The organism is Tropicibacter sp. Alg240-R139 (assembly GCF_900537075.1).
In the GTDB taxonomy this organism is placed as follows: Bacteria; Pseudomonadota; Alphaproteobacteria; order Rhodobacterales; family Rhodobacteraceae; genus Falsiruegeria.
Genome location: NZ_UNRA01000002.1, coordinates 430,103 through 456,112, shown reverse-complemented (window position 1 = coordinate 456,112; position 26,010 = coordinate 430,103). Strand labels below are relative to the sequence as shown.

Below are 26,010 nucleotides of genomic sequence, written 5' to 3'. Positions count from 1 at the left end.
GATGACCCAATCCCCCATCCGCATCGGCCTGATCGGCGCCGGATACATCGCCAGCTGGCACGCTGACGCAATCAAGGCCACGCCAGGCGTTGAACTTACCGCGATCTGTGATCGGGCCGCCGACGCGGCCCACGGTCTGGCCGACGCTTATAACGCGACGGGATTTGCCTCGGTCGAGGACCTGATTTCGGCGGGGCTGTGCGATGCCGCGCACATCCTGACGCCACCCGACAGCCACCGCGCCTTGGCAGTTCAGTGCCTTGAGGCCGGGTTGCATGTGCTGGTCGAAAAGCCCGTGGCCTTGTCAGCGCAGGATACCCAAGCCATCGAAGACGCCGCGAAAAAGGCCGGAAAGCGCTTTCATGCTGGGCACAATTTCCTTGGGCTACCATCCTATGAGCGGCTCAAAAAGATGACCCAAGCTGGCGGATTGGGCCGGATCTCGTCGGCCGAAGTGCGGTGGTGTTTTCCACTGCCGCCCCTGCGATCCGGTCCCTTTGGTCTTTGGCTGATGCGCGAGTCGAAAAACCTGCTGTTGGAAATTGGCCCCCATCTGTTTGCCTTGGTGCAGGACTTGTTCGGACCGGCGCAGGTTCATGACCTGGGTCTTTCCCACCCGATAGCTATTCCTGGCAACGGCGAGCGCCCGCAAACCTGGCACATGCGCGCAACCGTTGGGTCGGTCGAGCTGAGCCTGATGATCTCATTGGTGGAAACCTCTGACGACCGGTCTGTCACCCTGCGCGGCTCGACCGGTCGGGCGCGGTTGGATCTGGCCGCCGATACCTTGATCGTAGATGCCGATAACACGGCTGATTTGGTGGCCAACCCTTTGTGGCGACAGATGTCACTAAGCGGACAGCACCTGAAAGCGGGCTGCGTGAATGCCATCCATCAACTGACATCCTTCAATGCAAAGTCGCCCTACGGCCTTAGCTTTCGGGGCATGATGTCGGGGATTTATGGCCCCCTTTCGCGGAACGCGCCTGCCGACCCTCGGTTTTCAGGAACTTCTGCCGTCAAAGTCATGGATACGCTCGATCAGGCCTTGTCCCTGATACCGCCAGAAATGCGCGACCTTCCAGTTTCATCCAAACCAAAGCGTGCGCCAAACCCATCGGTGATGGTAATAGGCGGCACCGGATTCATCGGTCGCGCCCTGACCCGGCGGCTGGTTGATCTGGGCAAAGATGTGCGCGTGATCAGCCGGGGCAACTCAGGCCCATTTGCCGATCTGCTTGAACAGGTGGAAACTGTGGGCCTATCGCTTGCCGATACCGACGGTTTGACGAAGGCCATGGAGGGGATCGATACGGTCTATAACCTTGCGCGTTCGGTCGACACCTCGTGGGAGGATTGCCTGAAGCACGACGTCGCCATTGCCGAGGGGATTGGCCAAGCCGCCTTGGGCGCAGGTGTTGCTCGGTTGGTCTATACCGGCACAATTGCGTCTTACGACATGTCCGATCCGAATGTGCAGATCATCGAGGACGCCGGATTTGCCGAAGATATGAGCGATCGCAACCTCTATGCGCGATCCAAAGCCGAATGCGAACGTCGCCTGTTGGCGATGCACCGCACCAAGGAACTGCCGCTGGTCATTGCGCGCCCCGGTATTGTTGTGGGTCTTGGCGGGCCGTTGCAGCACTGGGGCATCGGGCGTTGGCACGGGGCAGGCGCGGTCAAGCTGTGGGGTAACGGACGCAACACGCTTCCTTTTGTGCTGATCGATGACACTGTCGAGGCCTTGGTGAAATTGGCAGAGGTGGACGGGATCGAAGGAGACAGCTTCAATCTGATCGGCGCGCCGATGATGACCGGGCGCGACTATTTTGACGCCATTCATGACGCGATGGGAGCACAACTGCGGGTAGGTTTTGGCAATCTGACGGCAATGTTTGCCGCCGATTACGTCAAACACCAGCTCAAGCACCACGTTCTGCGTCGGCACGGGCTGACGCGCCCCTCGTTGGCGGATTGGAAATCGCGGGCGCACCTAAGCCCTTTTAACAACACCAAAGCCCGCCGCGTTTTGTCATGGGAACCAGAGGCAAATCGCGCCGAATTCATCCGCAAGGCTATCACCGAGGCCAATCTGTTCGGCTTCTAGCCCCGCTTGCGCAATTGGCGCGCTTGGATGAACTGTCCCGGCAGAATGGCCAAACAGCGGGCGTAGCGTGGGATCAGACGCACCGGGTTGGACAGCGCCCTCCAGACCCATTCCAGCGCCAAAGCTCGCACCCATCGTGGCGCGCGGGTTTGGTGCCCGCCCAAGAAATCCAAACCTGCCCCGATCGAGGCAAAGCCAACCTTGGGCGCCAGATCACGCCCCCTCAATGCCAGCGTTTCCTGTTTGGGCGCCCCAAGTGCCAGAAAACACAGCTGAACCCCTGCCTCTTCCAACTGCCTTAGGATGACGGCGGCCTCGTCACCGCCCGGATCAAAGCCCAAAGGAGGTGCATGGCAGAAGACAATCTGTAGACCGGGCGTTTCGGCCTCAAGCACGCGCTTGGCATCGGTCAAAGCCTCTTCGGTGCTACCGACAAGGGCAACCCTCACGTTGCCGTCAGCGGCCAGTTTAGCCAACGGGCGCACCATGTCAGATCCAGGTAACAATTCTACCGGCTGCCCTGCCAGCCGAGACAACCAGACGATAGGACGACCATCAGCCACGATCATATCCTGGGCCGCATAAATGCCTGCAAAGGTTGGATCGTCGCCCAATTTCACCAGATGATCCAGGTTGATTGTTGCCAGCGAGAACCCCTGACCCGCCTGAAATCGGTCACGAACAGCCGCGAACAAACTGTCGCGGCCCGGGTAATTCACATGCACAACCTGCTCTGAAAAGGTGAACTGCACCGTACGCTCCCGTATTTTGACATCTGCTTAGCGAGACGACGCGAATTGCGCCAGTTCCGCCAACCCCAAACGTCATTTCACTAGGAAACCGTGCCATTGTCGCCATGACCTTGCCCTAATCGCGCACTATCTTGCGACAGTGGCGGCATTGGCTGCTATCCTGTGCTGAACCAACAAGAGAAACGGTAATAGCTCTGAATGCCCAATGGGTTTGCATATCTGATGCTGATGACATGGCCGCTTGTTTGCGTCGCCCTGTTTCGACGTCTGCCAATTGAACGCGCAATCATCTGGAGCATACTGGGCGGATACCTGATCCTGCCTCCAGTGGCCGAGTTCGACCTGCCGCTGATCCCGTCGATGAACAAGGATTCCATCGCCGCCCTCAGCGCCATGCTGGGCTGCCTTTTCGTGGCGCGCAAGCCTGTCTCGTTTTGGCCAAAATCCTGGTCCATGCAAGTGTTATTGGCCGCGTTTATGCTGGTGGTGATCCCAACTGTTTTAACCAACCGCGAGCCCATGGTGTTCGAGGTTTTAGCAGGCAGTGAACCAATCCGGTTTATCACCAACTATCTGCCTGGCATGAGCGTTCGTGACCTGCTGTCGGTGACCATCAACCAGATCATCGTGTTGCTGCCCTTTTTTCTTGCCATGACGTACCTGTCGTCTGAGAGCGGATTGCGCGAAATCATCGTTGGGCTGGCCATTGCTGGTCTGGTCTATTCGATCCCGTCGCTGCTTGAGACAGTCATAAGTCCGCTTATCAACATCTACGTCTACGGCTTCTTCCAGCACGACTTCCGTCAGATGATCCGCGATGGTGGTTTCCGCCCCATCGTGTTCCTGCCACATGGGCTCTGGCTGGCGTTCTTCATGGTCACGGCCCTGCTTTCCGCCGCCGCCCTGGCCCGGGCGTCCAAAGACAAGGCGCGGCTCTATTGGGGAGGGGCGACACTTTATCTGTTGATCGTTCTGAATGCCTGCAAAAGTCTGGCTTCGCTCAGTTATGGGTTGGTGCTGACCCCAGTGATGCTGCTTTTAGGGGAACGAACCAAGATCGCGCTGGCGCTGGTGCTGGCAACAACCGCGATCACATATCCAATGCTGCGTAACTTTGGCGTCATCCCGCTAGACGCCATCGTTGTCCAAGCCGAAGAGATCAGCCCAGCTCGCGCACAATCGCTCGAGTATCGGTTCAACAACGAAGAGCAGATGCTGGATCGCGCGCATGAAAAACCCTGGTTTGGCTGGGGCGGCTGGGGTCGCAATCTGGTGCGTCATTCCGAGACCGCTGATATCCTGACGGTGCCGGACGGAAGCTGGATTATCGTGTTCGGAACCTTCGGTTGGGTCGGCTATATTGCACAAATGGGCCTGCTTGCGGGACCAATCCTGTTGCTGTTCGCTTATAGCAAGCTTACGCCAAGATCAGAGTTTTCCCCCTATGTGGCGCCAATTGCGATCATTTTGGCGGCAACCATGATGGACATGCTCTTGAATGCGACCCTGACGCCATTTACGTGGCTTTGTGCAGGGGCGGTTCTGGGCTACGCTGAACGTTTGCGGTTTCCCGCTAAGACGCCTGAAAAAGAAACTCTTTTTGGCAAAGGTCCCGTCATCGGCCAGCCGGTCAGATCATCGGAAAAACGCAGTCTGTTGTGAACCTACTTTCCCTGCAACAAGGTCTTCATTGATCACATATTGTTCGCAATATCGCCACAATATTCACTGATCAACTGAACTGTTCTGCTGCCTTCGGGTGCATCCCGATATGACCGAAATGCTTTGTGGCACGTTATCAGTGCGTTAGGCTCTTGGCGGGAGGATAGATAAAATTGAATACTTTCGGCCCGCAAGTGCTTTGGGTAGTTTGACCAAAGGGTGAGTGGGCTGATGTAAACGAACTTGGGATCGTTTGGTCAGACTATGGTAACAGGCACAGATAAATTTCCCCACGACATTGCCATTGTTGGCATGTCCGTTTGCGTGCCCGGTGCCGCATCTACGGCCGAGTTTTGGCGCAATCTGCGCGATGGTGTCGAATCCATACAGTCCTTGAACGAAGAGGCTTTGCTGGCTGCAGGTGAAGACCCCGCTGCTTTGGCTGATCCCAACTATGTCCCTTCGGCTGCGCTTCTGGACGGGTTTGCTGATTTCGATGCCGAGTTTTTTGGCTTCAGCCCGAAAGAGGCTGCGATCCTGGACCCGCAGCACCGCAAGTTCCTTGAAGTTGCCTGGACCGCAATGGAAGACGCGGGGCACCCACCCGAAAGCATCAACGGCCCCATCGGCGTCTATGCAGGCTGCGGCATGGGCAGCTATTTCTATTTCAACATTTGCTCGAACCTGGGTCTGGTGGATGAAACCGGCATGTTCCTGCTGCGCCACACAGGCAACGACAAGGATTTCCTGTCAACGCGTGTGAGCCATGTCTTCGACCTCAAAGGGCCGTCGATCAATATTCAGACCGCTTGCTCCACATCGTTGGTGTCCATCCACTACGCCTGCAAGGCGTTGCGTGATGGCGAGGTGGATATGGCGCTGGCCGGTGGTGTGACGATCGAGCTGCCGCAGGGGCGCGGGTATCTGTACAAGGAAAACGAAATCCTGTCGCCTGACGGTCATTGCCACGCCTTCGACCATCGGGCACAGGGCACAGTGTTTGGTTCGGGCTCGGGCGCGGTCGCTTTGCGGCGTCTGGACGATGCGCTTGCCGATGGGGACCACATCTGGGCCGTGATCAAGGGATCGGCGGTGAACAACGACGGAGCGGCCAAGGCGGGCTACCTTGCCCCCAGCGTCGATGGCCAGGCCGCCGCAGTGAGTGCCGCCTTGCAGGACGCCCAAGTGGCGCCCGACACGATCGATTATGTCGAATGTCACGGAACCGGTACCTATCTGGGTGACCCGATCGAAATCACGGCGCTGACCGAAGCGTACCGCGCACAAACCGATGAGACCGGATATTGCCGCGTCGGTTCGGTCAAAACCAACATCGGCCACCTGGACACCGCTGCGGGAATTGCCGGTTTGGTCAAGACCACCCTTGGGCTGCACCACGAACAGATCCCGCCGTCGCTGGGGTATGAGGCGCCGAACCCGGCCATTGATTTCGACACCAGCCCTTTCAAGGTAAATGATCAACTGTACGACTGGATCTCGCACAAAGGCCCCCGACGCGCCGCAGTGAATGCGCTGGGTGTTGGTGGCACCAATGCACACACGATTCTGGAACAAGCCCCGGTTCGGGGGGCGTCAGAGGAAAGTGATTTCCCGTTCCACATCCTGTGCCTGTCTGGCCGATCACGCGCGGCACTGGATGCCAACACCAAAGAGCTGACCGATTACTTACGCGCCAATCCTGACGTCGACCTCGCAGATGTCGCTTACACCCTGAAGGAGGGTCGCCGCGCCTTTGAAAAGCGCCGCGTATTGGTGGCCGAGACGCCCGCACAGGCTGCGGAAATGCTCTCGAACAATGATCCCCGGCAGGTCTTTTCCCATGACGCCATCGCGGGCACACCTGACACTGTGTTCATGTTCCCCGGTGGCGGCGCGCAATACGCAGGAATGGCGCGAGACCTCTATGAAACTGAACCCGTCTTTGCCGATTGGATGGACCGCGGGCTGGAGCATCTGCAAAAACAGCTCGATTACGACATCCGCGCTATCTGGCTGCCCGATGGGGACACAGGCAACGCCAACGCCAAGCTGACCCAACCCTCGGTCCAGCTGCCGCTGATCATGATCGTGGAATATGCTTTGGCACAGCTTTGGATGGACTGGGGCGTGAAACCGGCCGCTCTGGTCGGTCATTCCATGGGTGAAAACACCGCCGCTTGCCTGGCAGGCGTGATGTCGTTTGAGGATTGCGTTGACCTGGTTCTGCTGCGCGGACGCCTGTTTGACACCGTGCCTGCAGGCGGGATGCTGTCGATCTCCCTCCCTCTGGCCGAGGTTGAGGCATTGATCGATGATGATCTGGACATCGCCTCTGTCAACGCGCCTCGCCTGACGGCCGTGAGCGGCCCCCAGGACGCATTGGACAAGCTTGCCGAAATCTTGGTGGCCCAGGACATCGACTATCAGCGTATCGCCATCGACATCGCGGCACATTCGCGGATGCTAGAGTCCATTTTGGGCGACTATCGTGCATTTTTGCAAAGCATCACTCTCAACCCACCCCAGATGCAGGTCCTGTCGAACCGCACTGGGCAGGTACTGACGACCGAGCAGGCGACCGATCCGGATTATTGGGTCGGACAGCTGCGCAACACCGTGCATTTCGCCGAATGTATTAACACTTTGGCAGCAGAACCCTCACGCCTGTTCCTTGAAGTAGGACCGGGTAAGACTCTGAGCTCGCTGGCGCAAATGGCCGATGGGGTGTCTCCTGGTCAGGTGCTTAGCTCGCTGAGACATCCCGATCATGATATTGCTGATGATGCCCATTTTTTGCAGGTGATCGGGCGGCTTTGGGCCTGCGGGGTCCAAGCCGACTGGACGCAGATCTGGGGCGAGGCCAAGCGCCACCGCCTGCCGCTGCCCACTTATGCCTTCCAACGCAGCCGTTTTTTCATCGAACCCGGCACGCAAACCGCACGGCTCAGCGCCCCTACTCTGAAACGCTTTGATGATCTGGTCGATTGGGGCTGGCGTCCTGCTTGGCGTCCACGCCTGGCGGAATGCGATGTGGATGTTGAGACAGAATTGAACGAGACCCAACCGCTCAACTGGCTGATCTTTGAGGATGATGAAAGCGTAGCGGCACCCGCCGTCGAGCGTCTGATCGAAGCAGGCCATGCCGTCACGCGGGTGCGCGCAGGCGACACCTATGCCAAATTGGGCGATGATCGCTATCAGGTGCCCCCTGAGCAGGGTCGCCACGGCTATGACAGCTTGTTCCATCACCTGACCGAAACCGACAACCTGCCCGACCGGATAGGGCATTTTTGGCTGGTCACACGGTCAGAGTCTTTCCGTCCAGGGCACAGCTTTTACGATCGCAACATGGAGCAGGGCTTCCTGAGCCTCACCTCGCTGGCACAGGCCCTTACAAGCGTGGAACTGCCCGCAACGCTGCACATTGCCGTTTTCACAACCGGAGCCGCACAGGTTCGTGGAGAGGAATTGCCTTATCCCGAGAAAGCCACCATCGCGGGCCCTGCTGGTGTCATCCCGCATGAGATGCCGGGCCTAACCTGCGCGACGGTCGACATTGACCTGCCCGAGGTTGAAGTCGCCCGTCTCTGGTCTCGTGGACGTACAGCGTCGCCCCTTGGCGAAGGCACCCTGACCAACCGCATTCTCGAAGAGCTTTTGGCAGAACCGGGCAACACGGTTGCGGCTTTGCGCGGCAATCAACGGTTTGGGCAAAGCTATAAGCGTCTGCCGCTGGACACGCCCGAAGTGCCAGTGTTCACCGATGGAGGCACCTATTTGATCACTGGCGGCTTTGGTGGCATCGGCCTGACGCTTGCCGCTGATCTGATGCGCAACAACGGGGCAAATGTGGTGCTGCTGTCGCGTGAGGATTTGCCCGCGCAAGATCAATGGGACAGCTATCTGCAACGCCACAGCCCCAACGACCGCATTGCGCGCAGGATCACAGCGCTGCAAGAGCTGCAAGCGATAAAGACCGGGCAAGTTATGGCTGTGGCTGCGGATGTCTGTAACATCGACCAGATGCGCACCGCTGTGCGGCAGGCAGAAGATGCGTTTGGCGCGCTCAATGGCGTGATTCACGCCGCCGGTCACATCGCCGATGGGTTGATCGCCACCAAAAGCGAAGCCGAAATCCAGCAGGTTCTGGCCCCCAAGATCAACGGATTGCAGGTCCTGAACACCCTGTTCCCGGATGGGATGCTGGAGCTCATGGTGCTGTTTGCCTCGTCCAGCACAGCCACCCGCCCTGCGGGTCAGGTCGACTACGTAGCCGCCAACGAATATCTCAATGCTTGGGCTCGGTCCCGGCGCAACGCTGCCACGCAGGTCGTTGCCGTGAATTGGGGTGTCTGGGCCGATGTCGGAATGGCCGCTGATGCCATGTCTGCACGCACCGGCGGTGCGCAACCGACCGAGCGTGAAAAAATCGACCTGCCTATGTTGAAAGAAATGGGCTTTGACGCCGAGGGCAACCGGATCTTTGTTTCGACCCTATCGCTGGATGACCAATGGGTCCTTGATGAGCATCGCACCCGCGATGGCACTGCCCTGATGCCCGGCACAGGCTACATCGAATTGGCCGCGCAGGCGCTCAAGGCACATGGGATCACGGTCCCCTATGAGATACGCGATCTGTTCTTTTTCCGCCCGCTTGAGGTCAAGCCGGGACAGCCGCGTGAGATCATCGTTCGGCTGCAACAAACGACTGACACCATTGCCTTTACCGTACACAGTGCCACGACAGGCGGCTATGTCCTGAATGCACAAGCAACACTTGGGCTGTTGGGCGGCACGGCCCCTTCCCCGGTTGCCCTTCCCGATATCGCAGCCCGGTGCCCCAGGGCCGAGACTGCTCCGACCGAGGGTCGGTTGCGTTCGCCGCAAGAGCGTCACCTGAACTTTGGACCTCGCTGGCATGTAATTCGCAGCACCGCCTTTGGCGAGGGCGAAGGTCTAGCACGGCTGGTGTTGCCGGATGCCTACGGCAGTGATCTGGCCCAGGGCTATCACCTGCATCCCGGCTTAATGGATCTGGCCACAGGGTGGGCGATTTCGCTCGCCGATGGTTATGACAATGACGCCCTTTGGGTGCCAGTGTCTTATCGCAGCCTGCGCGTCTTTGCACCGTTGCCCGCCGATTTACGCAGTTGGGTCCGGCTGTCGCCCGGCGCCACCCCAATCGGTGGCTTTGTCTCTTTCGACGTGACGCTTTTTGATGCACACGGCACCGCTTGTGTCGAAATCGAGGGCTTCCAGATGAAGCGCCTGAGCGAGGCGCTTAGCCTTGAGACACCTGCGTCTGCCGACGCCACATCGGCTGAGCTGGGCCTGACCGCGCGCAGCATGGACACGCCACTGTCACCCGAAGAGCAACGCCTGCACCGACAGATTTCTCAAGGCATCCAAGCCGGCGAAGGCCCTGATGCGCTACGCCGCGCCATCGCAGCGGGTCGCCCGCAGGTCATGCTCAGTTCGCTGGACTTGCCCGCGCTGATCCAGCAGGCCGCCGCCGTGTCCGAGACCACGGCAGACGAAAACCAGAGCTTTGAGCGCCCGGATCTGGACACCGAATACGTCGCCCCTGAAACCGAGATCGAAAAGACACTTGCGGGTTTCTTTGAAACGCTTCTTGGGGTCAGTCAGGTCGGCACACAGGACAGTTTCTTTGACCTCGGAGGGCATTCGCTGATCGCCGTGCGCCTGTTTGCCCAGATCAACCGGACTTATCAGGTCGAATTCCCCATCTCGGTCCTGTTCGAAGCGCCAAGTGTGGCCCGGATTGCAGAACGGATCGCCGCCCGCGTCGGCGAGGTCGCCACGTCTGATGGCTTACCTCAAGGCGACGGACCTGAGTTCAAGCATTTGGTCCCGCTGCATCAGGGCCAGGAAACCACGGCAACACCCTTTTTCCTTGTAGCCGGCATGGGGGGTAATGTGCTGAACCTGCGTCATCTGGCGCTGATGCTGGGCCGTGATCGACCGGTCTATGGTCTGCAAGCACGCGGCCTGATCGGGGACGAAGAACCCCATCACGATCTGGTTGATGCGGCCACAGCTTATGTCGACGAATTACGGCAGGTTCAGCCTAACGGTCCCTACATGTTAAGCGGGTTTTCCGGGGGGGGGATTACGGCCTATGAGATGGCTCAGCAGCTCAAGGCCGCAGGCGAGGAAGTTTCAGTTCTGGCCTTGCTCGATTCCCCGTTGCCCATGCGCCCGGCCTTAAATCGCACCGACAAAGTGTTGATCAAACTGCAGGAATTCAAACGTAAGGGACCGTCGTACTTTAGCGAATGGGCGCGCAACCGGTGGGAGTGGGAAGTGCGTAAACGCAATGCGCCCCGTCCCGAAGAAAACGTCGCCACCGCCTTTAACAACGTTAAGGTTGAACTGGCGTTCCGTCAGGCGATTACGACCTATCAGGTACAGGCGTGGGACGGCCCGTTGACCTTGTTCCGCCCGCCGCTCGACAAGTATTGGAAGGTTAGCGGCAACAAATGGGTCAGCTCGGAACGGGAATACGTCTTTGTTGATAACGATTGGGGCAAATGGGCCCCCAAGATCGAAGTCGTCGAAGTGCCGGGTGATCATGACAGCATGGTTCTTGTGCCCAACGTCTCGGTCCTGGCCGAAAAGCTGCGGACCTATCTGGATCAGACCGACGCTGGTAACTCCTGGTCCAAAGCAACGGCGGCCGAGTGACTCGATGGCGCAACAAACGATCCTGACAATCATTTTGAACTACCGCACGCCGGAGCTGACGATACAGGCGTGTGACGCGGCAATGCGTGAAATGGAAGGATTGGCTGGAGAGATTTTGGTTGTCGACAACGCATCCGGAGACGGCTCGATCGACATCATTCTAAAGGCAGCGCAGGAAAACGGGTGGACCAATGAGGGGCGCTTGCGTGTTCTGCAAAGCGGTTGGAATGGCGGATTTGGCGCAGGCATGAATTTCGGTATGGGTGCTGGCCTGTCATCGGGCAAGACACCGGATTACTTTTACCTTCTAAACTCAGACGCCTGGCCAGAACCCGGTGCCATCGATCTGCTGCGGAATTTCCTGAAGACCACCCCGACCGCCGGGTTGGTTGGCAGCCACATCAAAGGCCCCGATGGAATCACACACACAACCGCTTTTCGATTTCCGTCGATTGCAGGTGAATTCGAAGGGGCCGCCCGCACCGGCATTGTCAGCCGCCTGCTGAAACGCTCGATTGTGCCGCTACCTCAGCCCGTGTCCGAACTCAAAGTAGACTGGACCGCCGGTGCCAGCCTGATGATCAAGCGTGAGGTCATCGAGGCGACGGGTGGGTTTGACGAGAAGTTCTTCCTTTACTTCGAGGAAACCGACTTGTGCCGCCGCGCTGCCCAGGTCGGGTGGTCGACGCATTACCTGCCTCAAAGCAGCGTGGTTCACATCGGTTCGGTCAGCACAGGAATGAAGACCTGGTCGCGCACCCCGCAATATTGGTTCGATTCCCGGATGCGATATTTCACCAAGAACCACGGGGTTCTCTACACATCCCTGTCGACCCTGGGTGTGATAGCTGCCGGTACGCTCTGGCGCCTGCGCAGGCTGGTGCAGCGCAAACCGCAAGCCGACCCCGACTGGTTCCTGCGCGATTTGATCCTGCACGCTATCGCCACCCCTTTCCGCGGCCCCGCGTTCAAAGTGCCGCCTGCTCCTGCTCCCATTCCGGAGGACCTTAAATGACTGGCTTTTCCTGCGTCGTCGTTGGCAATGAATCATTGCTGATCGGCTGTTCCGATGCAATTTTGGATCAGGGTCATCAGATCAAGGCGGTGATTTCCTCTGATCCCGCGATCAAGTCCTGGGCTATGTCCAAGGGGCTGCCACAAGCGGACAGTCTGTCGTCATTGACTGGTCAGTTTCAGCCGGGCGATTTCGATTGGCTTCTGTCAATTGCAAACCTTCAGATCATCTCGGACGACATCCTGGCCCTGGCTGCCAAGGGGGCGGTGAATTTCCACGACGGGCCCTTGCCGCGCTATGCCGGTTTGAACACGCCCGTCTGGGCGTTGCTGAACGGCGAAACCCGCTATGGCGTCACCTGGCACATGATTGAAAGCGGCATCGACACAGGCGACATTCTGGCCCGGCCCGAGTTTGACATCGCAGACGATGAAACTGCGCTATCGCTGAACTCTAAATGCTACGCCGCTGCCCTTGATAGTTTTACAGAGGTGCTGACGCAGTTGAAGACTGGTCTGACACCTACGCCGCAAGACACTGCCGAACGGTGTTACTTTGCCCGCGATGATCGGCCAGAGGCAGGCGGCGCGCTGAATCTTGCGCAACCTGCGGTCCAGGTCGCCGCCCGCGTTCGGGCGTTGTATTTCGGAGAGTATTGGAATCCGTTGCTTAGCCCCAGGATCGAAACAGGCAACGGCCCTGTTTTGGTCGGGCAGGCGACGCCAACAGGTGCAAACAGCGGGAAAGCGCCCGGCACGGTGCTGGAATTCGATACGAGCTGTCTGACCGTGGCCACGGGTGATGGCGATCTGAAGCTTGCGCAGCTTCGCACCCTTCACGGCGCGTCGTTGCTACCGTCAAAGATTGCCGCGGTCGGCGACGTCTTTCCCGGTTTGACCGCGGACGCGGCAAAGGCACGCGAAACCGCCGTCATTTCAGCCCTTGCCGCAGAACGGCGGTGGCGGCCCATGTTGCAAAAGATGCAACCGGTGCAAATGCCGCTGGCGGGGGCTGTGACCAGCGGCTCTTGGGATGCGGTGCGCATCGCTGTACCTCATGGCATTGACGTTCAGTGGGCCGGTGCGGCCGCGCTTCGTTGGGCGCAACAAGGGGATGGCGCTGATAAGGTCACTGTGGCTCTGACCAGCGACTCCCTGCAATTGGCAGCGTCCAAGGCGCCGGGCTATCTGGAACCCTGGGTGCCGATCACATTGAGCGCAAATAATAGTGTTTCGGACGTCACTCAAAAGCTTGCTCAATCGACCGAAACCGCAAGTGACCTTGGCGCGTTCCCCTCAGATTTGCCAGCCCGAGACCCAGAAATTCAAAATTTCTCTCTGCCGCAAGTAGCTCTGTCACTTGATGGCGCAGGCCCTGTTCCCGGAACGCTGGCGACCGTATCGCTGTCTCAGGGGCAGGCCACGCTGTATATCGACAAAACAGCCGTCGATAGGCGCAGTGTCGAACTTTTGGCGCAGCGGCTTGAGACCGCGATGGAGGCATTGCGCGAGGCCCCCGGAGATACCCGGTTGGCCGACATTGCCATCCTTTCAGCAGCCGAGCGCGCGCAGGTTCTGACCAGTTGGAACAGCCGCGCTCGCGATTATGACCGGACCGAAACCCTGCATCAGGCGTTTGAAACACAGGTCGCCCGTACCCCCGAAGCAACCGCTCTGGTGATCGACGATCAACAGCTCAGCTATGGCCAACTCAACATCCGCGCCAACAGCGTGGCCGAGCGACTGCGCGCCATGGGGGTTGGTCCCGGCGCACATATTGGTCTGTATACGGATCGCTCGATGGACATGGTCGTGGGAGCCTTGGCGATCCTCAAGGCCGGCGGCGCCTATGTGCCGCTTGATCCGGCCTATCCCGCGGACCGGATCGCGCATTACATCACCGACAGCCAGGCCAGCGTGTTGCTGAGCCAGACCGGGCTTGCGGGCAACTTGCCTGCCTCTAACGCCGATGTGCTCTGCATTGATACGGTCGAGACCGACCCACAAGCACAGGATGTAGACGGCGGCGCGACAGCAGATGATCTCGCCTATTTGATCTACACCTCCGGCTCGACGGGAACACCCAAAGGGGTGATGGTCGAACATCGCAACGTCGCCAACTTCTTTGCCGGAATGGACGACCGCATCGACCATACCACAGGCGCAGTTTGGTTGGCAGTCACCAGTCTGAATTTCGACATCTCGGTGCTCGAGTTATTCTGGACCTTGGCGCGTGGTTTCAAGGTGGTGCTGACTGGCAATGAAAACCGCGCCGTGGTGTCGAACGGGCCGATTGCCCGCAGCGACAGGCACATCGATTTCAACTTGATGTATTGGGGCAATGACGACGGGCCGGGGCCGAAGAAATATGAATTGCTCCTCGAAGGGGCCAAGTTCGCCGATGCCCACGGGTTCAACGCCGTCTGGACACCCGAACGGCATTTCCACGCCTTTGGCGGCCCCTACCCCAACCCGGCTGTGACTGGGGCTGCTGTGGCTGCGGTCACCAAGAACCTGTCGGTTCGCGCAGGCAGCTGCGTCGCCCCCCTGCACCATCCCGCCCGCATTGCCGAGGATTGGGCCGTGATCGACAATCTGACCGGGGGCCGTGCGGCCATTGGCTTTGCCTCGGGCTGGCAACCGGACGATTTCATCCTGCGACCGGAAAACACACCGCCACAGAACAAACCAGCGATGTTCGAAGCGATTGAGACCGTGCGCAAACTGTGGCGTGGTGAGGCCGTGGGGTTCCCAAAGGCTGACGGGTCCATGCATGAGGTCATTACCCAACCCCGCCCGGTGTCTGATGAACTGTCGGTCTGGGTCACCACCGCGGGCAACCCCGAAACCTGGATCGAGGCCGGGCGGATTGGCGCCAACGTGCTGACCCACCTGCTGGGTCAGAGCATTGATGAGGTCGCCGAGAAGATCCACCTTTACCGCAGCGCCTTGCGTGAAGCTGGACATGACCCGGACGCGCATCGCGTCACGCTGATGTTGCACAGCTATCTGGCCGACACCCGAGACGAGGCCGCCCGGATCGCGCGCGAGCCGATGAAGGACTACCTGCGCTCGGCTGCGGCCCTAATTAAGCAATACGCCTGGGCCTTCCCCGCCTTCAAGAAACCCAAGGGTGTGTCAAACCCGTTCGAGATGGACCTGGGTCAACTGACCGAGGATGAGCTGGAAGCGATTCTGGACTTTGCTTTTGAACGGTATTTCGACGACTCCGGGCTTTTTGGAACCATCAGTGATGCGGTGGCGCGGGTCGAAAGCCTGAAGCGGATCGGTGTTGATGAGGTCGCCTGCCTGATCGATTATGGCATCGACCCTGAACTGGTGATGGAGGGACTGAAACCCCTGGCCGAGGTGCTCAAACGCGCAAATGCGCCAAGCACGCTGGCCGAGGATGACTATTCCCTGGCCGCCCAGATCATCCGCCACGACGTGACCCACATGCAATGCACCCCCTCCATGGCCCACATCATTGCCATGAACGACGAGGCGCGTGTCGCCCTTGGCCGGGTCGAACATCTGCTGTTGGGGGGCGAGGCGCTGCCGGGTGATCTGGTGGACGACCTGCGTCATTGCACCAAGGCGCAGATCCTAAACATGTACGGCCCGACAGAAACGACGATTTGGTCGACCTGCCGCACGGTGCCCGAGCATACCAGTGGAATCGTCGACATTGGCACGCCGATTGCCAACACGTCCGTCTATGTGCTTGACGCGACGGGCGCGCCCTGTCCCATCGGGGTGGCGGGCGAGCTGTTCATTGGTGGCGAGGGGGTAACGCGCGGCTATTGGCAGCGGTCCGAGCTGACCGACGAACGCTTTGTGATCGATCCCTTTGCGGCAGAGGCCGGGTTGACTGTAACCGCCGCACCTCTGATGTATAGCACCGGCGATATGGTGCGTTGGCGCGCCGATGGCAGTCTGGATTTCCTGGGCCGCAGTGATCTTCAGATCAAGATTCGTGGCCAGCGGATCGAGTTGGGAGAGATCGAAAACGCTCTGACCGGCTTTGCAGGCGTCCGTTCCAGTGTTGTCATCGCGCGCGAGCACGGCGGCAACACGCAATTGGTGGGCTATGTCACCACCGATGCCCCGGTCTCGGACGCGGTTCTGCGTGCCCATCTGGCCGAGCGCCTTCCCGAAGTGATGGTACCCACACACATCATGACGCTGGATGCCCTGCCATTGACACCCAACAAGAAGATCGACCGCAACGCACTGCCCGATCCAGTTCCGCAACGCAGCGCGGAACCGGCGCCGGCCAGCGACCCGACAACTGGCGACGTTCAAACCCGGATCGCCGCGATCTGGTCACGCATTCTGGGTGTGGCGGACATCCGGGCGGACGACAACTTCTTTACACTTGGGGGGCATTCGTTGCTGGCCGTGCAGGCACATCGTGAAATCCGCGAGGTGTTGGACCTACCAAGCCTGTCGATCACCGACATCTTCCGTTTCCCCACCCTGTCAGGGCTGAGCGCCCACATCCAAAAAGACAAACCCGTCGAGGAGAAACCGGCAGAGGACACGGCGGCGCGCGCAGACACCATATCAAAACGCCGTGCCATGCGGGCCGGCCGTCGGATGAAGACCCAATGACCCGAGGCGACCATAGCACTGCATTGATGCTGGCCGGAGCAATCTTGGACCCGGTGATCGCTGTATCGGCCACTGATCCGCGCGCCGATCACACCGCCTATGACGAAGAAATGGTGGCCGTTTCTGGCGCGGTGCCCAAGCGGCTGCGAGAATTTTCGGCCGGCCGGGTAGCGGCGCGGCAAGCCATGGCCGAACTGGGGGCCCCGGCTTTGGCTGTGCCCATGGGGTCTGATCGCGCACCAATCTGGCCCGATCCGCTGATCGGCACGATCACCCATAGTGACACAGCTTGCCTGGCCGCCATTGCCTGGATCGGAGAGATACGGATGCTGGCCTTGGACCTAGAGGAGGACGCCCCGCTCGCATATGACCTGCTGGATACCGTCTGCACCGCGGCCGAACGCCAGTGGCTGAACGCGCAACCCGACCCGGATCAGGCAGCCAAGGTGATCTTCTCAGCCAAGGAATGCGCCTACAAAGCACAATATCCGCTCAGCCAACAGCTGTTTGATTTCCAAACGCTTGAGGTTGAGATCAGCAGTGATCACAGCCAATTTGTTGCCCGGTTCACTCGTTCCGTTGCCCCATTTGGCCAAGGCGATCAAATCTCAGGTAAAATTGCACGCGGCGATGGGTTGATTGTCACGGCCATCGCAGTTCGCGCGTGAAACCCAAGCTCGGGCGCGCTAGAGTCCAACCTGTCCCCAAAAGGAGCGAGAAACCCCCAAAATGCGTTTGGTTTTGCTGATCCTGCTTGCTCTGATCCTGTTGGGTGCCGGTGCCTGGTGGGTCTGGCTCAAACCTCGTCTGCCCGCACCCGACGTGATCGAAGCCACCTATGCCAAACCCGTGCCCCCACATCAGGGATCGATGCGGGTCTTTTTTCTGGGCCACAGCCTGGTTAATCAAGACATGCCCGCGATGCTGGCGCAACTGGCACCTGAGGGGCACAGCCACAACAGCCAGTTGGGCTGGGGTACCCCGATGAAGGCGCATTGGGACGACGATGTCGAAATCCTGGGCTTTGACGAAAGCAACAACCAACCGGGCATCTTTCGTGCCGCCAAACAGGCGATCAGCTCAGGCGATTATGATGCCGTGGTGCTTACCGAAATGGTCGAGCTGAGTGATGCGATCAAATACCATGAGAGCGTGAAATATCTTGGCCTGTGGGCCGATCTGGCCCATGCAGGAAACCCGGAGGCTCCGATCTATTTGTATGAATCCTGGCATTGGCTGACCGACCCCAAGGGATGGGAGGTACGGTTGGAGCAAGACCTTGCGGACTTGTGGGAAAACCGGCTTTTACTGGCAGATCTGGCGCGCCACCCTGACCGCCCTGTGCATGTCATCCCTGCGGGTCAAGTGCTGTTGAACTTCATGACCGAAGTTCGCAACGCAGGCGGTGTTGAGGGCATCGATGGCCCCGAGGACCTGTTTGGCGTCGATCAAGAAGGTAAGCTTGACCCGATCCACATGGGAGATCTGGGAAACTACCTGGTGGCCTTGACGCACTATGCAGTGCTCTATCAGAAGTCGCCCGAGGGCCTGCCCCATGAGCTGCAGAAAGCCAATGGAATCCCGGCACAGGCACCCTCGCCGGAAGCGGCCCTCCTGATGCAAAAGGTCGTCTGGGACACTGTCACCAGCTACCCCAAGACCGGAGTGCCGCAATGAGCTGGCTGTCTACTCTGTTGGGCGTGTTCTATGTCGGGCACAGCCTGTTTGGCCCCACCAACCCGCAAATGATGGCGCAAGTTCTGGATCGCGCTGCGCCTCAGGCGCAGGTAGACTATCAGATCATCAACGGTGCACCGCTGTCCTACAATTGGACCAATGCAAACCGGGCCGAAGGGCTAAACGCACGGCAGGCCTTGGCCGACGGTGATTACAACGTTGTAATCCTGACAGAGGCGATCCCGCTGGCCAATCAAGTTGAGTTCAACGACAGCGAAGGGTACGCGCAAAAATACTTCGAACTGGCCACTGGTGCCAATCCTGAGACGCGCGTGTTCCTGCAAGAGACTTGGCACGACCTGCGCTCGGGCAGCGGAACGGACATCCAACACGACGACGGAGATGACACACCGTGGCTGCTGCGGATCGAACAGGATCTGCCAGTTTGGGAAGGGATCGTCGAGGCCGTGAATGCCGAACGCAGCCCTGACGTACAGCCGATGCAATTGATCCCGGCGGGACAGGCAATGGCACTGCTGGCTGACGAAATCACGGCTGGGGCAGTGCCGGGGGTCGACCGAATAGACGACGTGTTTTCAGATACAATCCATCCCAATGACCTGGGGTTCTATTTCCTGACCATGGTGCAATACGCCGCCGTTACCGGCGAAAGTCCCTTGGGCCTGCCACGAAGGCTACGTGACAAATGGGGTGGATCATTTGAGGCTCCGAATCCGGCGTTGGCCCAACGGTTACAACAGATCGCGTTTGAAGCAGTAGCCGCTTATGACGCAATCCGACCTTCACCGCCCAAACCGGGGGCGGCGCAGCCAGCACAGGCGGGCACCCCGCCTGCACCAGCTGCGCCGGAAGCGCCCGTGGAAACGGCAACGACCACAGAACCCGTTCCTTTGCCCGAAGGATTTGCCCCCCCCCCTCAGCCGGAAGGTCGCGTGCCCATGGCCATCGGTCTGGCGGGCGTGAACGATTGGTCGGTGCAACAACCGTTTCTGGACGTGATGAAAACCGCCCGCCCCTGGATCGGGCATCTGCCGCGGCAGTTTGGCGGCGCCACCCATGAAGATCTGCAGGCTGCCGGCTATCTGGACGATTATGGCTGGCCCGTTGAAATCCCGCCCGAGCTCGGCTCGATCGGGACACTGATCCTGACCGATCTGCCGCCCGAGGCGGTGTCGACCAAAGGACGTTATGCGCTGCGCTACCAAGGCAAGGGAATTGTCGAGGTTGGCGGTCGTGCCAAAAACGTGCGCTACGGCAAAAACCGGATCGAGTTCGACTTTGAACCCGGTCCCGGCCCCGTCGACATCCGCATTCAGCGTACCCATTTGGGCGGCGATTACATCCGCAACATCTCGGTCGTGAAGCTGGACCATGAGGCGGCTTACGAAGCGGGCGCAATCTTCAATCCGCTGTGGCTGGATCACTTGCAAGGGTTCCAGGTGTTGCGTTTCATGGATTGGATGGAGACGAACAACTCGTCCCAATCCGCCTGGGCCGACCGCCCACGCCCCAGTGATTACACCTATGCCAGCCACGGTGTCCCCCTTGAAGTCATGGTGGAACTGCTCAACCGCACCGGCGCGGATGGATGGTTCAACATGCCTCACAAAGCCGATGATGCCTATATGCGCACCTTTGCCGAATACGTCCGAGATACGCTGTGGGTCGAGCAGCGGGCCTATGTCGAATACTCCAACGAGGTCTGGAACTGGCAGTTCAAGCAGGCTCATTGGGCTGATGAACAGGCGCTGGAGGCTTGGGGCAAGAAGGATCATTGGGTCGCCTACTACGGTGGGCGCGCAGCCGAGATGGCGCAAATCTGGACTGACGTTTACGGCGATCAAGTTGACGAGCGTCTGGTTCGGGTCATTGCCACACAAACCGGCTGGATCGGGTTGGAAGAGTTGATCCTTGAGGCCCCACCGTGGGTCGCAGATAAACCAGACCGCAAACGCCCGGCAGACTATTTCGATGCCTACGCCGTAACCGGATATTTCGGAGGCGTTCTGGGTCTCGAGGATCGGCATGACATGGTACAGGGTTGGCTGGCAGAAAGCCGGGCGCAAGCGCGGCAGCAAGGTTCTGAAAAAGGACTGACTGGCGAGGCCTTGCAGGAATATGTCATCAAACATCGCTTTGATGCGGCGTCAGCGCAGGCTTGGGCCGAACTGCGCGACGGGCTGGTAAGTGGTCAGACCGAGGACACGCTGGCGCACAATCTGACCGAACGCCTGCCGTATCATGCACAGGTGGCCGAAACCTACGGCCTTGAGCTGATCATGTACGAAGGCGGCACCCATGTGGTGGGCATCGGCCCGATGGTCGACGACGAAGAGTTGACCGCCTTTTTCACCCATTTCAACTATTCGCCAGAAATGGGAGCGCTTTACACTGAGTTGATCCGGGGGTGGCATGCGCTTGGCGGCAAACTGTTCAACGCCTATGCCGATGTCTATCGTCCAAACAAATGGGGCAGTTGGGGGCACTTGCGGCACCTGAGTGACACCAACCCCAGATGGCAGGCAGTATCAGCGTTTCGATGAACCAGACCGTCAGTATCATCCTCCCTGCGCACAACGAAGCAGACTATATCGACGCTTGCGTGCAGGCTTTGCTACATAGCGACACCTTGCCGGATGGTTGGAAACCGCAAGTTATCGTCGTCGCCAACGGGTGCTCGGATGGCACGGCCGCGCGTGCGCGGTCCCATGCAAAGACAGCGGAAGCGCGCGGTTGGGATTGGCGGGTCATCGAATTGAAGCATGGTAGCAAACCCGGCGCTTTGAACGCGGGCGACGCGGCAGCCAAAGGGGATGTGCTGGTGTATCTGGATGCGGATGTGCTGGTGTCACCTGCACTTCTACGCCAATTGGTGGCGCAATTGGGTGTCCAAGGACCGACGTACGGGAGCGGTTCACCGCAACTGATGCCAGCCCAAGATTGGGTGACGGGGGCCTATGGGCGGTTTTGGGTAACGCTTCCCTTTGTAACCCACGGCTGTCCGGGTTTCGGCGCGTTTGCTATGAACCGAACCGGGCGCAATCGATGGGGGGATTGGCCGCAAATCATCTCGGACGACACCTTCGCCCGTTTGCAGTTCACTTCTGCTGAACGGGTTCGGGTGACGGCGCAATACCAATGGCCCCTGGTTGAGGGGTTCCGTAATCTTGTCCGTGTGCGCAGGCGTCAGAACGAAGGGGTCGCACAGATTTCTGATCTGTATCCCGATCTGATGGCCAACGACGACAAGTTGCCAACAAGCCTGGTCGGCCTCTTTCGGCGTGCACTGCGCCATCCGTTGGGGTTTGTGGTTTATGTCACTGTCGCACTGGCGGTCAAAACTCGGCTCTTTCGCTCTAAATCAGAATGGGTGCGTGGACGCTGATCAGCGCGTCGCCTTTTGAAACAGAGCACCCAGCTTACCGGCCTGACTGTCGATGTCGTGACGTTGCAAAACCCGTTTGCGCCCCATCTCCCCCATGTGCAACACATCCTCAATCGGAGTTGCCGCCAGCTCTTCGATGGCCTTGGCCAGTGCTTGATCATCCCCCGCCGGGACGAGCCAGCCTGTCTGCCCCTCCATCACCAGCTCAGGCGTTCCGGCGATATAGGTGGCAATCACCGGGCGAGCGGCCGCCATCGCCTCCATGATGACCATGGGCAACCCTTCAGCAAAGCTGGGCATGACAAGCGCGTGGGCAGCGTCGATCTCAGCTTGCACACCGTCCTGATCTAGCCAACCCGTGAAACGCACCATGTCACCCAGCCCCGCTTGCGCCACTGCGTGTTCCAGATCGCCCCGCATCTCGCCATCCCCGACCAGAGTCAGCTGCACGTCAGGGTGAGAATCCTTGAGACGACGAAGCGCGCGCACCAATACCATCTGGCCCTTTTGTTCCACAAACCGCCCAATCGCGACCAACCGCAAGGGGCCTTGCGGCACCGGCTTCCAATTGTCGAAGGCTGCAGGCTCGATCCCGCAATGAACCACATGTAACAGATCCCAGGTGGCAAAGCTGGCCCACCGGCACAGCTGGCTGCGCCCAAATTCGCTTACGCCAATGGCAAAAGCCGCCTGATCCAGCTTGTCACCAAGGGACAGAGCATAGGGGGCGTCGAATTCTTCTGGGCCATGAACCGTGAACGAATAACGTGGCCCACCCAGCACATGGGACAGCATCGCAACCGCCGCAGCATTGGTACCAAAATGAGCATGCACATGAGCGACGGAATCCGACCGACACCGGGTCGCCACATGAGCGGCCTCGGCCAGATAGATCAGATGCCGCAGCACCCCAATTTGCGAGGCACGTCCCAACCGCCAGGCCATCGCCAGCCCCTTGGCCGTTCGAAGTGGTGCCTTGATCGCTTGACGCAAGGCATCGACAAACAGACCGAAAGCGCCGCGATCCAGTACATAGCCCGTCTTCACTGCCTCGGCCCGATCACGTTCATCGACAAGTGGCGACTCGCTACGGCGCATAGCCAGACGGGTGATGTCAAAGCCCCGCCGCTCAAGCGCTTGCACCTCGCGGCGGATGAAGCTGTGCGAGGGCTGCGGATAGGTGTTCAGGACATAAGCAATTTTCACGGGGCGGCACCGATGATAAGGGTTGTTTCAGTCCTAACCTGTTGTCTGCAATCTGAAAAGCTGGGCCAAACAATCGGTTTTTGTTGTGTACCCCAATACCTACAGGCACTATCGCGAAATAAACGAGGCGCGGGGAATAGCCGGACAAGATGAACAGGATGGTATCAGCCTTTTCCGGAACCGGTTTGATGGCGCGTGTTCTGCGCAGTGCATCGTGGCTGATCATCGGCTATGGCGGCAGTCAGGCCCTGCGGTTGGCCGCCAATCTGGTTCTGACTCGTATCCTGTTTCCCGAAGCCTTTGGCCTGATGGCGCTGGTCAGCGTTGTCACTGTGGGTTTGAACCTGTTTTCGGACGTCGGTTTAGGCCCGTCGATTGCCCAGAACAAACGCGGTGATGATCCGGATTTTCTGGACACCGCCTGGACCATTCAAGTGATGCGCGGTGTATTGCTGTTTGGGTTGGCTTGGGCTGTGGCCGGGCCTGTGGCCACGTTCTATGGCGAACCTGAACTGAAACAATATCTTCCGATTGCGGCTGTTGCGTTGTTGGTGTCGGGTGTCAATCCAACACGAATTGAAACCGCTCACCGGCACCTGCTGGTGGGACGGTTGACATTACTGGATCTGGCAAGCCAGGTTATCGGGATCGGGTTTATGGTCTGGTTTGCGACGGCCACAGGCTCGGTGCTGTCGCTGGTTTTTGGGGGGGTGGTGCAAGCAGTCGCAAAGCTGCTGCTGACTCATTATTGCTTACCTGGCCCACGCAACCAGTTCCGCTGGGAAAAGGCTGCTGCGTATGAAATCGCGCATTTCGGCAAGTGGATATTTCTGAGCACCGGCCTGGCCTTTCTGATCAGCCAGGGCGACCGGGCTATTCTGGGCCGTTTTTTGACGCTTGAGGTCTTGGGCCTTTATAACATCGGCTTCTTCCTGGGCAGCTTCCCCTCGATGCTGGGCCATGCCGTCACACAAAAGATCATGATACCGATCTACCGCGACCGCCCCGCGCATGAGGATCAGGCCAGCCGTCGCAAGCAGAGGTTGCTACGAGCCGCCATGACATGTGGAATTGTCGGGCTGCTTCTGGTGATGGCCGCCGTGGGGCCCTGGTTGATCGATGTGCTTTATGATGACCGCTATCATCTGTCCGGCCCTATCGTCACCCTGATTGCCTGCGCGCTGGTTCCCCAAGCCATCATCATGACCTATGATTCAGCCGCCCTGGCCGCCGGTGACAGCCGGTCGTTTTTTCTGCTGAGTCTGGTCAAGGCCACGTCGCAGACCCTGTGCATCATCTTGGGCGTTCAGAGCTTTGGCCTGATCGGTGCCATGGCCGGGTTGGGGTTGTCGATGATCTTCACTTACCCTGCCCTGGTCTGGCTGAGCGTAAAACATCGGGTCTGGGACCCGATCCATGATATGATGGCCGCAGTCATTTCCAGCGCAACCGTTTCACTGCTGCTGTGGTATCACTGGGAGCAGATCAGCGCCCTGTCGCAGATGTAGAGCTTACGCCGTCCCGCCGCCGGTTTTCTTGTTTGAAAAGATGGATGATAAACGCGCCCAAACGGATCTGCGCGGCTCACGCGTATCAAGAAACGGCAAAGTCACGACCGGAGCCAGGCCAAGCTCACGTTCCATCTGGTCAGCCGACCGCATGACCGGGTTGCGCATCTCCAGAAGATAGGCCAACACAAAGGCAAAAAGGACGCTCGCGGCCCCGCCCAAAATGGCTTTCTTTGTCCGGCTTTCCGTCACCGGATAATCTGGCAGTGCCGCCTCTTCGATGACTGTCAGACGCTCGGCCTGACGCTGATCTTCGAGGCGAAAGCCCAGTTCCGCGTCGGTGCGACGATTGGCGATGTTCGTCAATTCACTGCGCAACTGTTCAACCTGCCGCTCATAGGCGCCGATCTGGCGCTGCACTTCGGGCGAGGTTTCTATCAGGGCTTCAAGCTCTTGCTTGCGATTCATCAACAACTGGCGCTGCGCCTCGAGCGTGGCGAGCTGTTCCAGAAGGTCAGCCCGCAATCGTTCCGCCGTGGCCGGGCGCTGGCTCTTGTCCGCCAATTCCATTGCGCGCTCGACCTCGATCCGGTCTCGGGCGATGTCCAGAAGACCTTCGTTGATGGTCGAGACTTCTTCCCGGCGAAACTCAAGACTGCCAGGCAAAGTCAGGTCATGCGTGTTACGATAATCAGTAATCTCGTTTTCCAGCACCGCGATTTCTTCGGTAATCGCCTGCTCTTGCGCGTCAAAAAACGCCAGAGTCTTGCTGGCTTGTTCGATGCGGTTCTGTTTGCTCAACTCGATGGTGCGTTGCCCGAACTCGTGCGCCACCGCTTGCGCCAATTCCGGCGTTTCCATCCGAGCGGTGATCGTCAGCACCGAGATTGTGCCGTCGTCGGCGTACCCTTCACGCGCGGCGGCGATCCCTTCGATCCGGACCGCACGACGCAATCGGTCGATGCGGGCGCTATTCTTGAGATCGGGAAGGTCCTTATACAGGCCAAATTTGTCGATGATTTCCAGAACCGTGCCCCGAGTCATCAGGCGCTGCTGGATCAACTGCAACCGCCGCGCCGAAGACCCGTCCACAGTGGAGCGGGCCAAATCGTCGGCTATCACCGGCTGTGCGATCTGGATAACTTCGGCGGATTCGTATTCATGCGTCTGGCTAAGCGCCAGCAGCACCGACGTCACGCACCCAAGTGCAATGATGGCCACGATCATGCGTGCCCTGCGACGGAACATGTCCATCAAATCATCTAGCGAAAAGATCGGCCCCATGTGCCTTATCCAACCTGCAAATAGCTTTGTTTTCTTGCTGCTCAGCCGACCGCACATTGCGGATCAACGCAA

13 protein-coding genes are annotated in these 26,010 nt (G+C 59.1%); 10 read left to right on the top strand and 3 right to left on the bottom strand.

What is annotated here, in order from left to right; translation table 11 throughout:
* Position 1 precedes the first annotated feature (1 nt).
* Complete coding sequence (locus tag G6R15_RS09830) at positions 2-2,110, top strand: NAD-dependent epimerase/dehydratase family protein (protein WP_164659685.1); 2,109 nt, start codon at positions 2-4, stop codon at positions 2,108-2,110.
* Here G6R15_RS09830 and G6R15_RS09825 read toward each other — a convergent pair.
* Positions 2,107-2,862: a WecB/TagA/CpsF family glycosyltransferase gene (locus G6R15_RS09825; RefSeq protein WP_164659684.1), complete on the bottom strand. Its 756-nt coding sequence runs from the start codon at positions 2,860-2,862 to the stop codon at positions 2,107-2,109. The two genes, G6R15_RS09830 and G6R15_RS09825, sit on opposite strands and share 4 nt — an antisense overlap.
* Positions 2,863-3,090: 228 nt before the next feature.
* Between G6R15_RS09825 and G6R15_RS09820 the strand changes: the two genes are divergently transcribed.
* The 8 genes from G6R15_RS09820 (at position 3,091) to G6R15_RS09785 (ending at position 21,940) form a co-directional block, all read left to right on the top strand.
* A complete protein-coding gene (locus tag G6R15_RS09820; protein ID WP_240336723.1) occupies positions 3,091-4,524 on the top strand; it encodes a hypothetical protein in 1,434 nt (477 codons plus the stop codon).
* Positions 4,525-4,788: 264 nt separating this feature from the next.
* Complete coding sequence (locus G6R15_RS09815) at positions 4,789-11,229, top strand: type I polyketide synthase (RefSeq protein WP_164660265.1); 6,441 nt, start codon at positions 4,789-4,791, stop codon at positions 11,227-11,229.
* A 4-nt stretch (positions 11,230-11,233) separates the two neighbouring features.
* A complete protein-coding gene (locus G6R15_RS09810) occupies positions 11,234-12,244 on the top strand; it encodes a glycosyltransferase family 2 protein (protein WP_164659682.1) in 1,011 nt (336 codons plus the stop codon).
* Positions 12,241-16,857 (top strand): MupA/Atu3671 family FMN-dependent luciferase-like monooxygenase, encoded by a 4,617-nt coding sequence (locus G6R15_RS09805; RefSeq protein WP_164659681.1) that lies wholly within the window; start codon positions 12,241-12,243, stop codon positions 16,855-16,857. The genes G6R15_RS09810 and G6R15_RS09805 overlap by 4 nt, the downstream gene beginning before the upstream one ends.
* Entirely contained in the window at positions 16,854-17,525 is a 672-nt protein-coding gene (locus G6R15_RS09800) for a 4'-phosphopantetheinyl transferase (protein WP_164659680.1), read from the top strand. The genes G6R15_RS09805 and G6R15_RS09800 overlap by 4 nt, the downstream gene beginning before the upstream one ends.
* Positions 17,526-17,586: 61 nt before the next feature.
* Entirely contained in the window at positions 17,587-18,534 is a 948-nt protein-coding gene (locus G6R15_RS09795; protein WP_164659679.1) for a hypothetical protein, read from the top strand.
* Positions 18,531-21,098, top strand: a complete 2,568-nt coding sequence (locus G6R15_RS09790; RefSeq protein WP_164659678.1) for a hypothetical protein — start codon at positions 18,531-18,533, stop codon at positions 21,096-21,098. The genes G6R15_RS09795 and G6R15_RS09790 overlap by 4 nt, the downstream gene beginning before the upstream one ends.
* Complete coding sequence (locus G6R15_RS09785; protein WP_240336722.1) at positions 21,071-21,940, top strand: glycosyltransferase family 2 protein; 870 nt, start codon at positions 21,071-21,073, stop codon at positions 21,938-21,940. Before G6R15_RS09790 ends, G6R15_RS09785 begins: the two co-directional genes overlap by 28 nt.
* Here the strand turns inward: G6R15_RS09785 and G6R15_RS09780 are convergent, their stop codons facing one another.
* Positions 21,941-23,146, bottom strand: a complete 1,206-nt coding sequence (locus tag G6R15_RS09780) for a glycosyltransferase (protein ID WP_164659677.1) — start codon at positions 23,144-23,146, stop codon at positions 21,941-21,943. It abuts the gene before it with no gap.
* 149 nt (positions 23,147-23,295) lie between these two features.
* On the opposite strand from G6R15_RS09780, the gene G6R15_RS09775 reads away from it, so the two are divergent.
* A complete protein-coding gene (locus tag G6R15_RS09775) occupies positions 23,296-24,654 on the top strand; it encodes an oligosaccharide flippase family protein (protein WP_164659676.1) in 1,359 nt (452 codons plus the stop codon).
* A 3-nt stretch (positions 24,655-24,657) separates the two neighbouring features.
* Here G6R15_RS09775 and G6R15_RS09770 read toward each other — a convergent pair whose 3' ends face one another.
* Positions 24,658-25,938: a DUF874 domain-containing protein gene (locus G6R15_RS09770; RefSeq protein WP_164659675.1), complete on the bottom strand. Its 1,281-nt coding sequence runs from the start codon at positions 25,936-25,938 to the stop codon at positions 24,658-24,660.
* Positions 25,939-26,010: the final 72 nt, after the last annotated feature.

Excerpts from the sequence above, each read along its gene's own strand:
- G6R15_RS09830 (WP_164659685.1), top strand. The coding sequence starts at position 2 with ATGACCCAATCCCCCATCCGCATCGGCCTGATCGGCGCCGGATACATC.
- G6R15_RS09820 (WP_240336723.1), top strand. The coding sequence starts at position 3,091 with ATGACATGGCCGCTTGTTTGCGTCGCCCTGTTTCGACGTCTGCCAATT.
- G6R15_RS09815 (WP_164660265.1), top strand. The coding sequence starts at position 4,789 with ATGGTAACAGGCACAGATAAATTTCCCCACGACATTGCCATTGTTGGC.
- G6R15_RS09810 (WP_164659682.1), top strand. The coding sequence starts at position 11,234 with ATGGCGCAACAAACGATCCTGACAATCATTTTGAACTACCGCACGCCG.
- G6R15_RS09805 (WP_164659681.1), top strand. The coding sequence starts at position 12,241 with ATGACTGGCTTTTCCTGCGTCGTCGTTGGCAATGAATCATTGCTGATC.
- G6R15_RS09800 (WP_164659680.1), top strand. The coding sequence starts at position 16,854 with ATGACCCGAGGCGACCATAGCACTGCATTGATGCTGGCCGGAGCAATC.
- G6R15_RS09795 (WP_164659679.1), top strand. The coding sequence starts at position 17,587 with ATGCGTTTGGTTTTGCTGATCCTGCTTGCTCTGATCCTGTTGGGTGCC.
- G6R15_RS09790 (WP_164659678.1), top strand. The coding sequence starts at position 18,531 with ATGAGCTGGCTGTCTACTCTGTTGGGCGTGTTCTATGTCGGGCACAGC.
- G6R15_RS09785 (WP_240336722.1), top strand. The coding sequence starts at position 21,071 with ATGGCAGGCAGTATCAGCGTTTCGATGAACCAGACCGTCAGTATCATC.
- G6R15_RS09775 (WP_164659676.1), top strand. The coding sequence starts at position 23,296 with ATGAACAGGATGGTATCAGCCTTTTCCGGAACCGGTTTGATGGCGCGT.
- G6R15_RS09770 (WP_164659675.1), bottom strand. The coding sequence starts at position 25,938 with ATGGGGCCGATCTTTTCGCTAGATGATTTGATGGACATGTTCCGTCGC.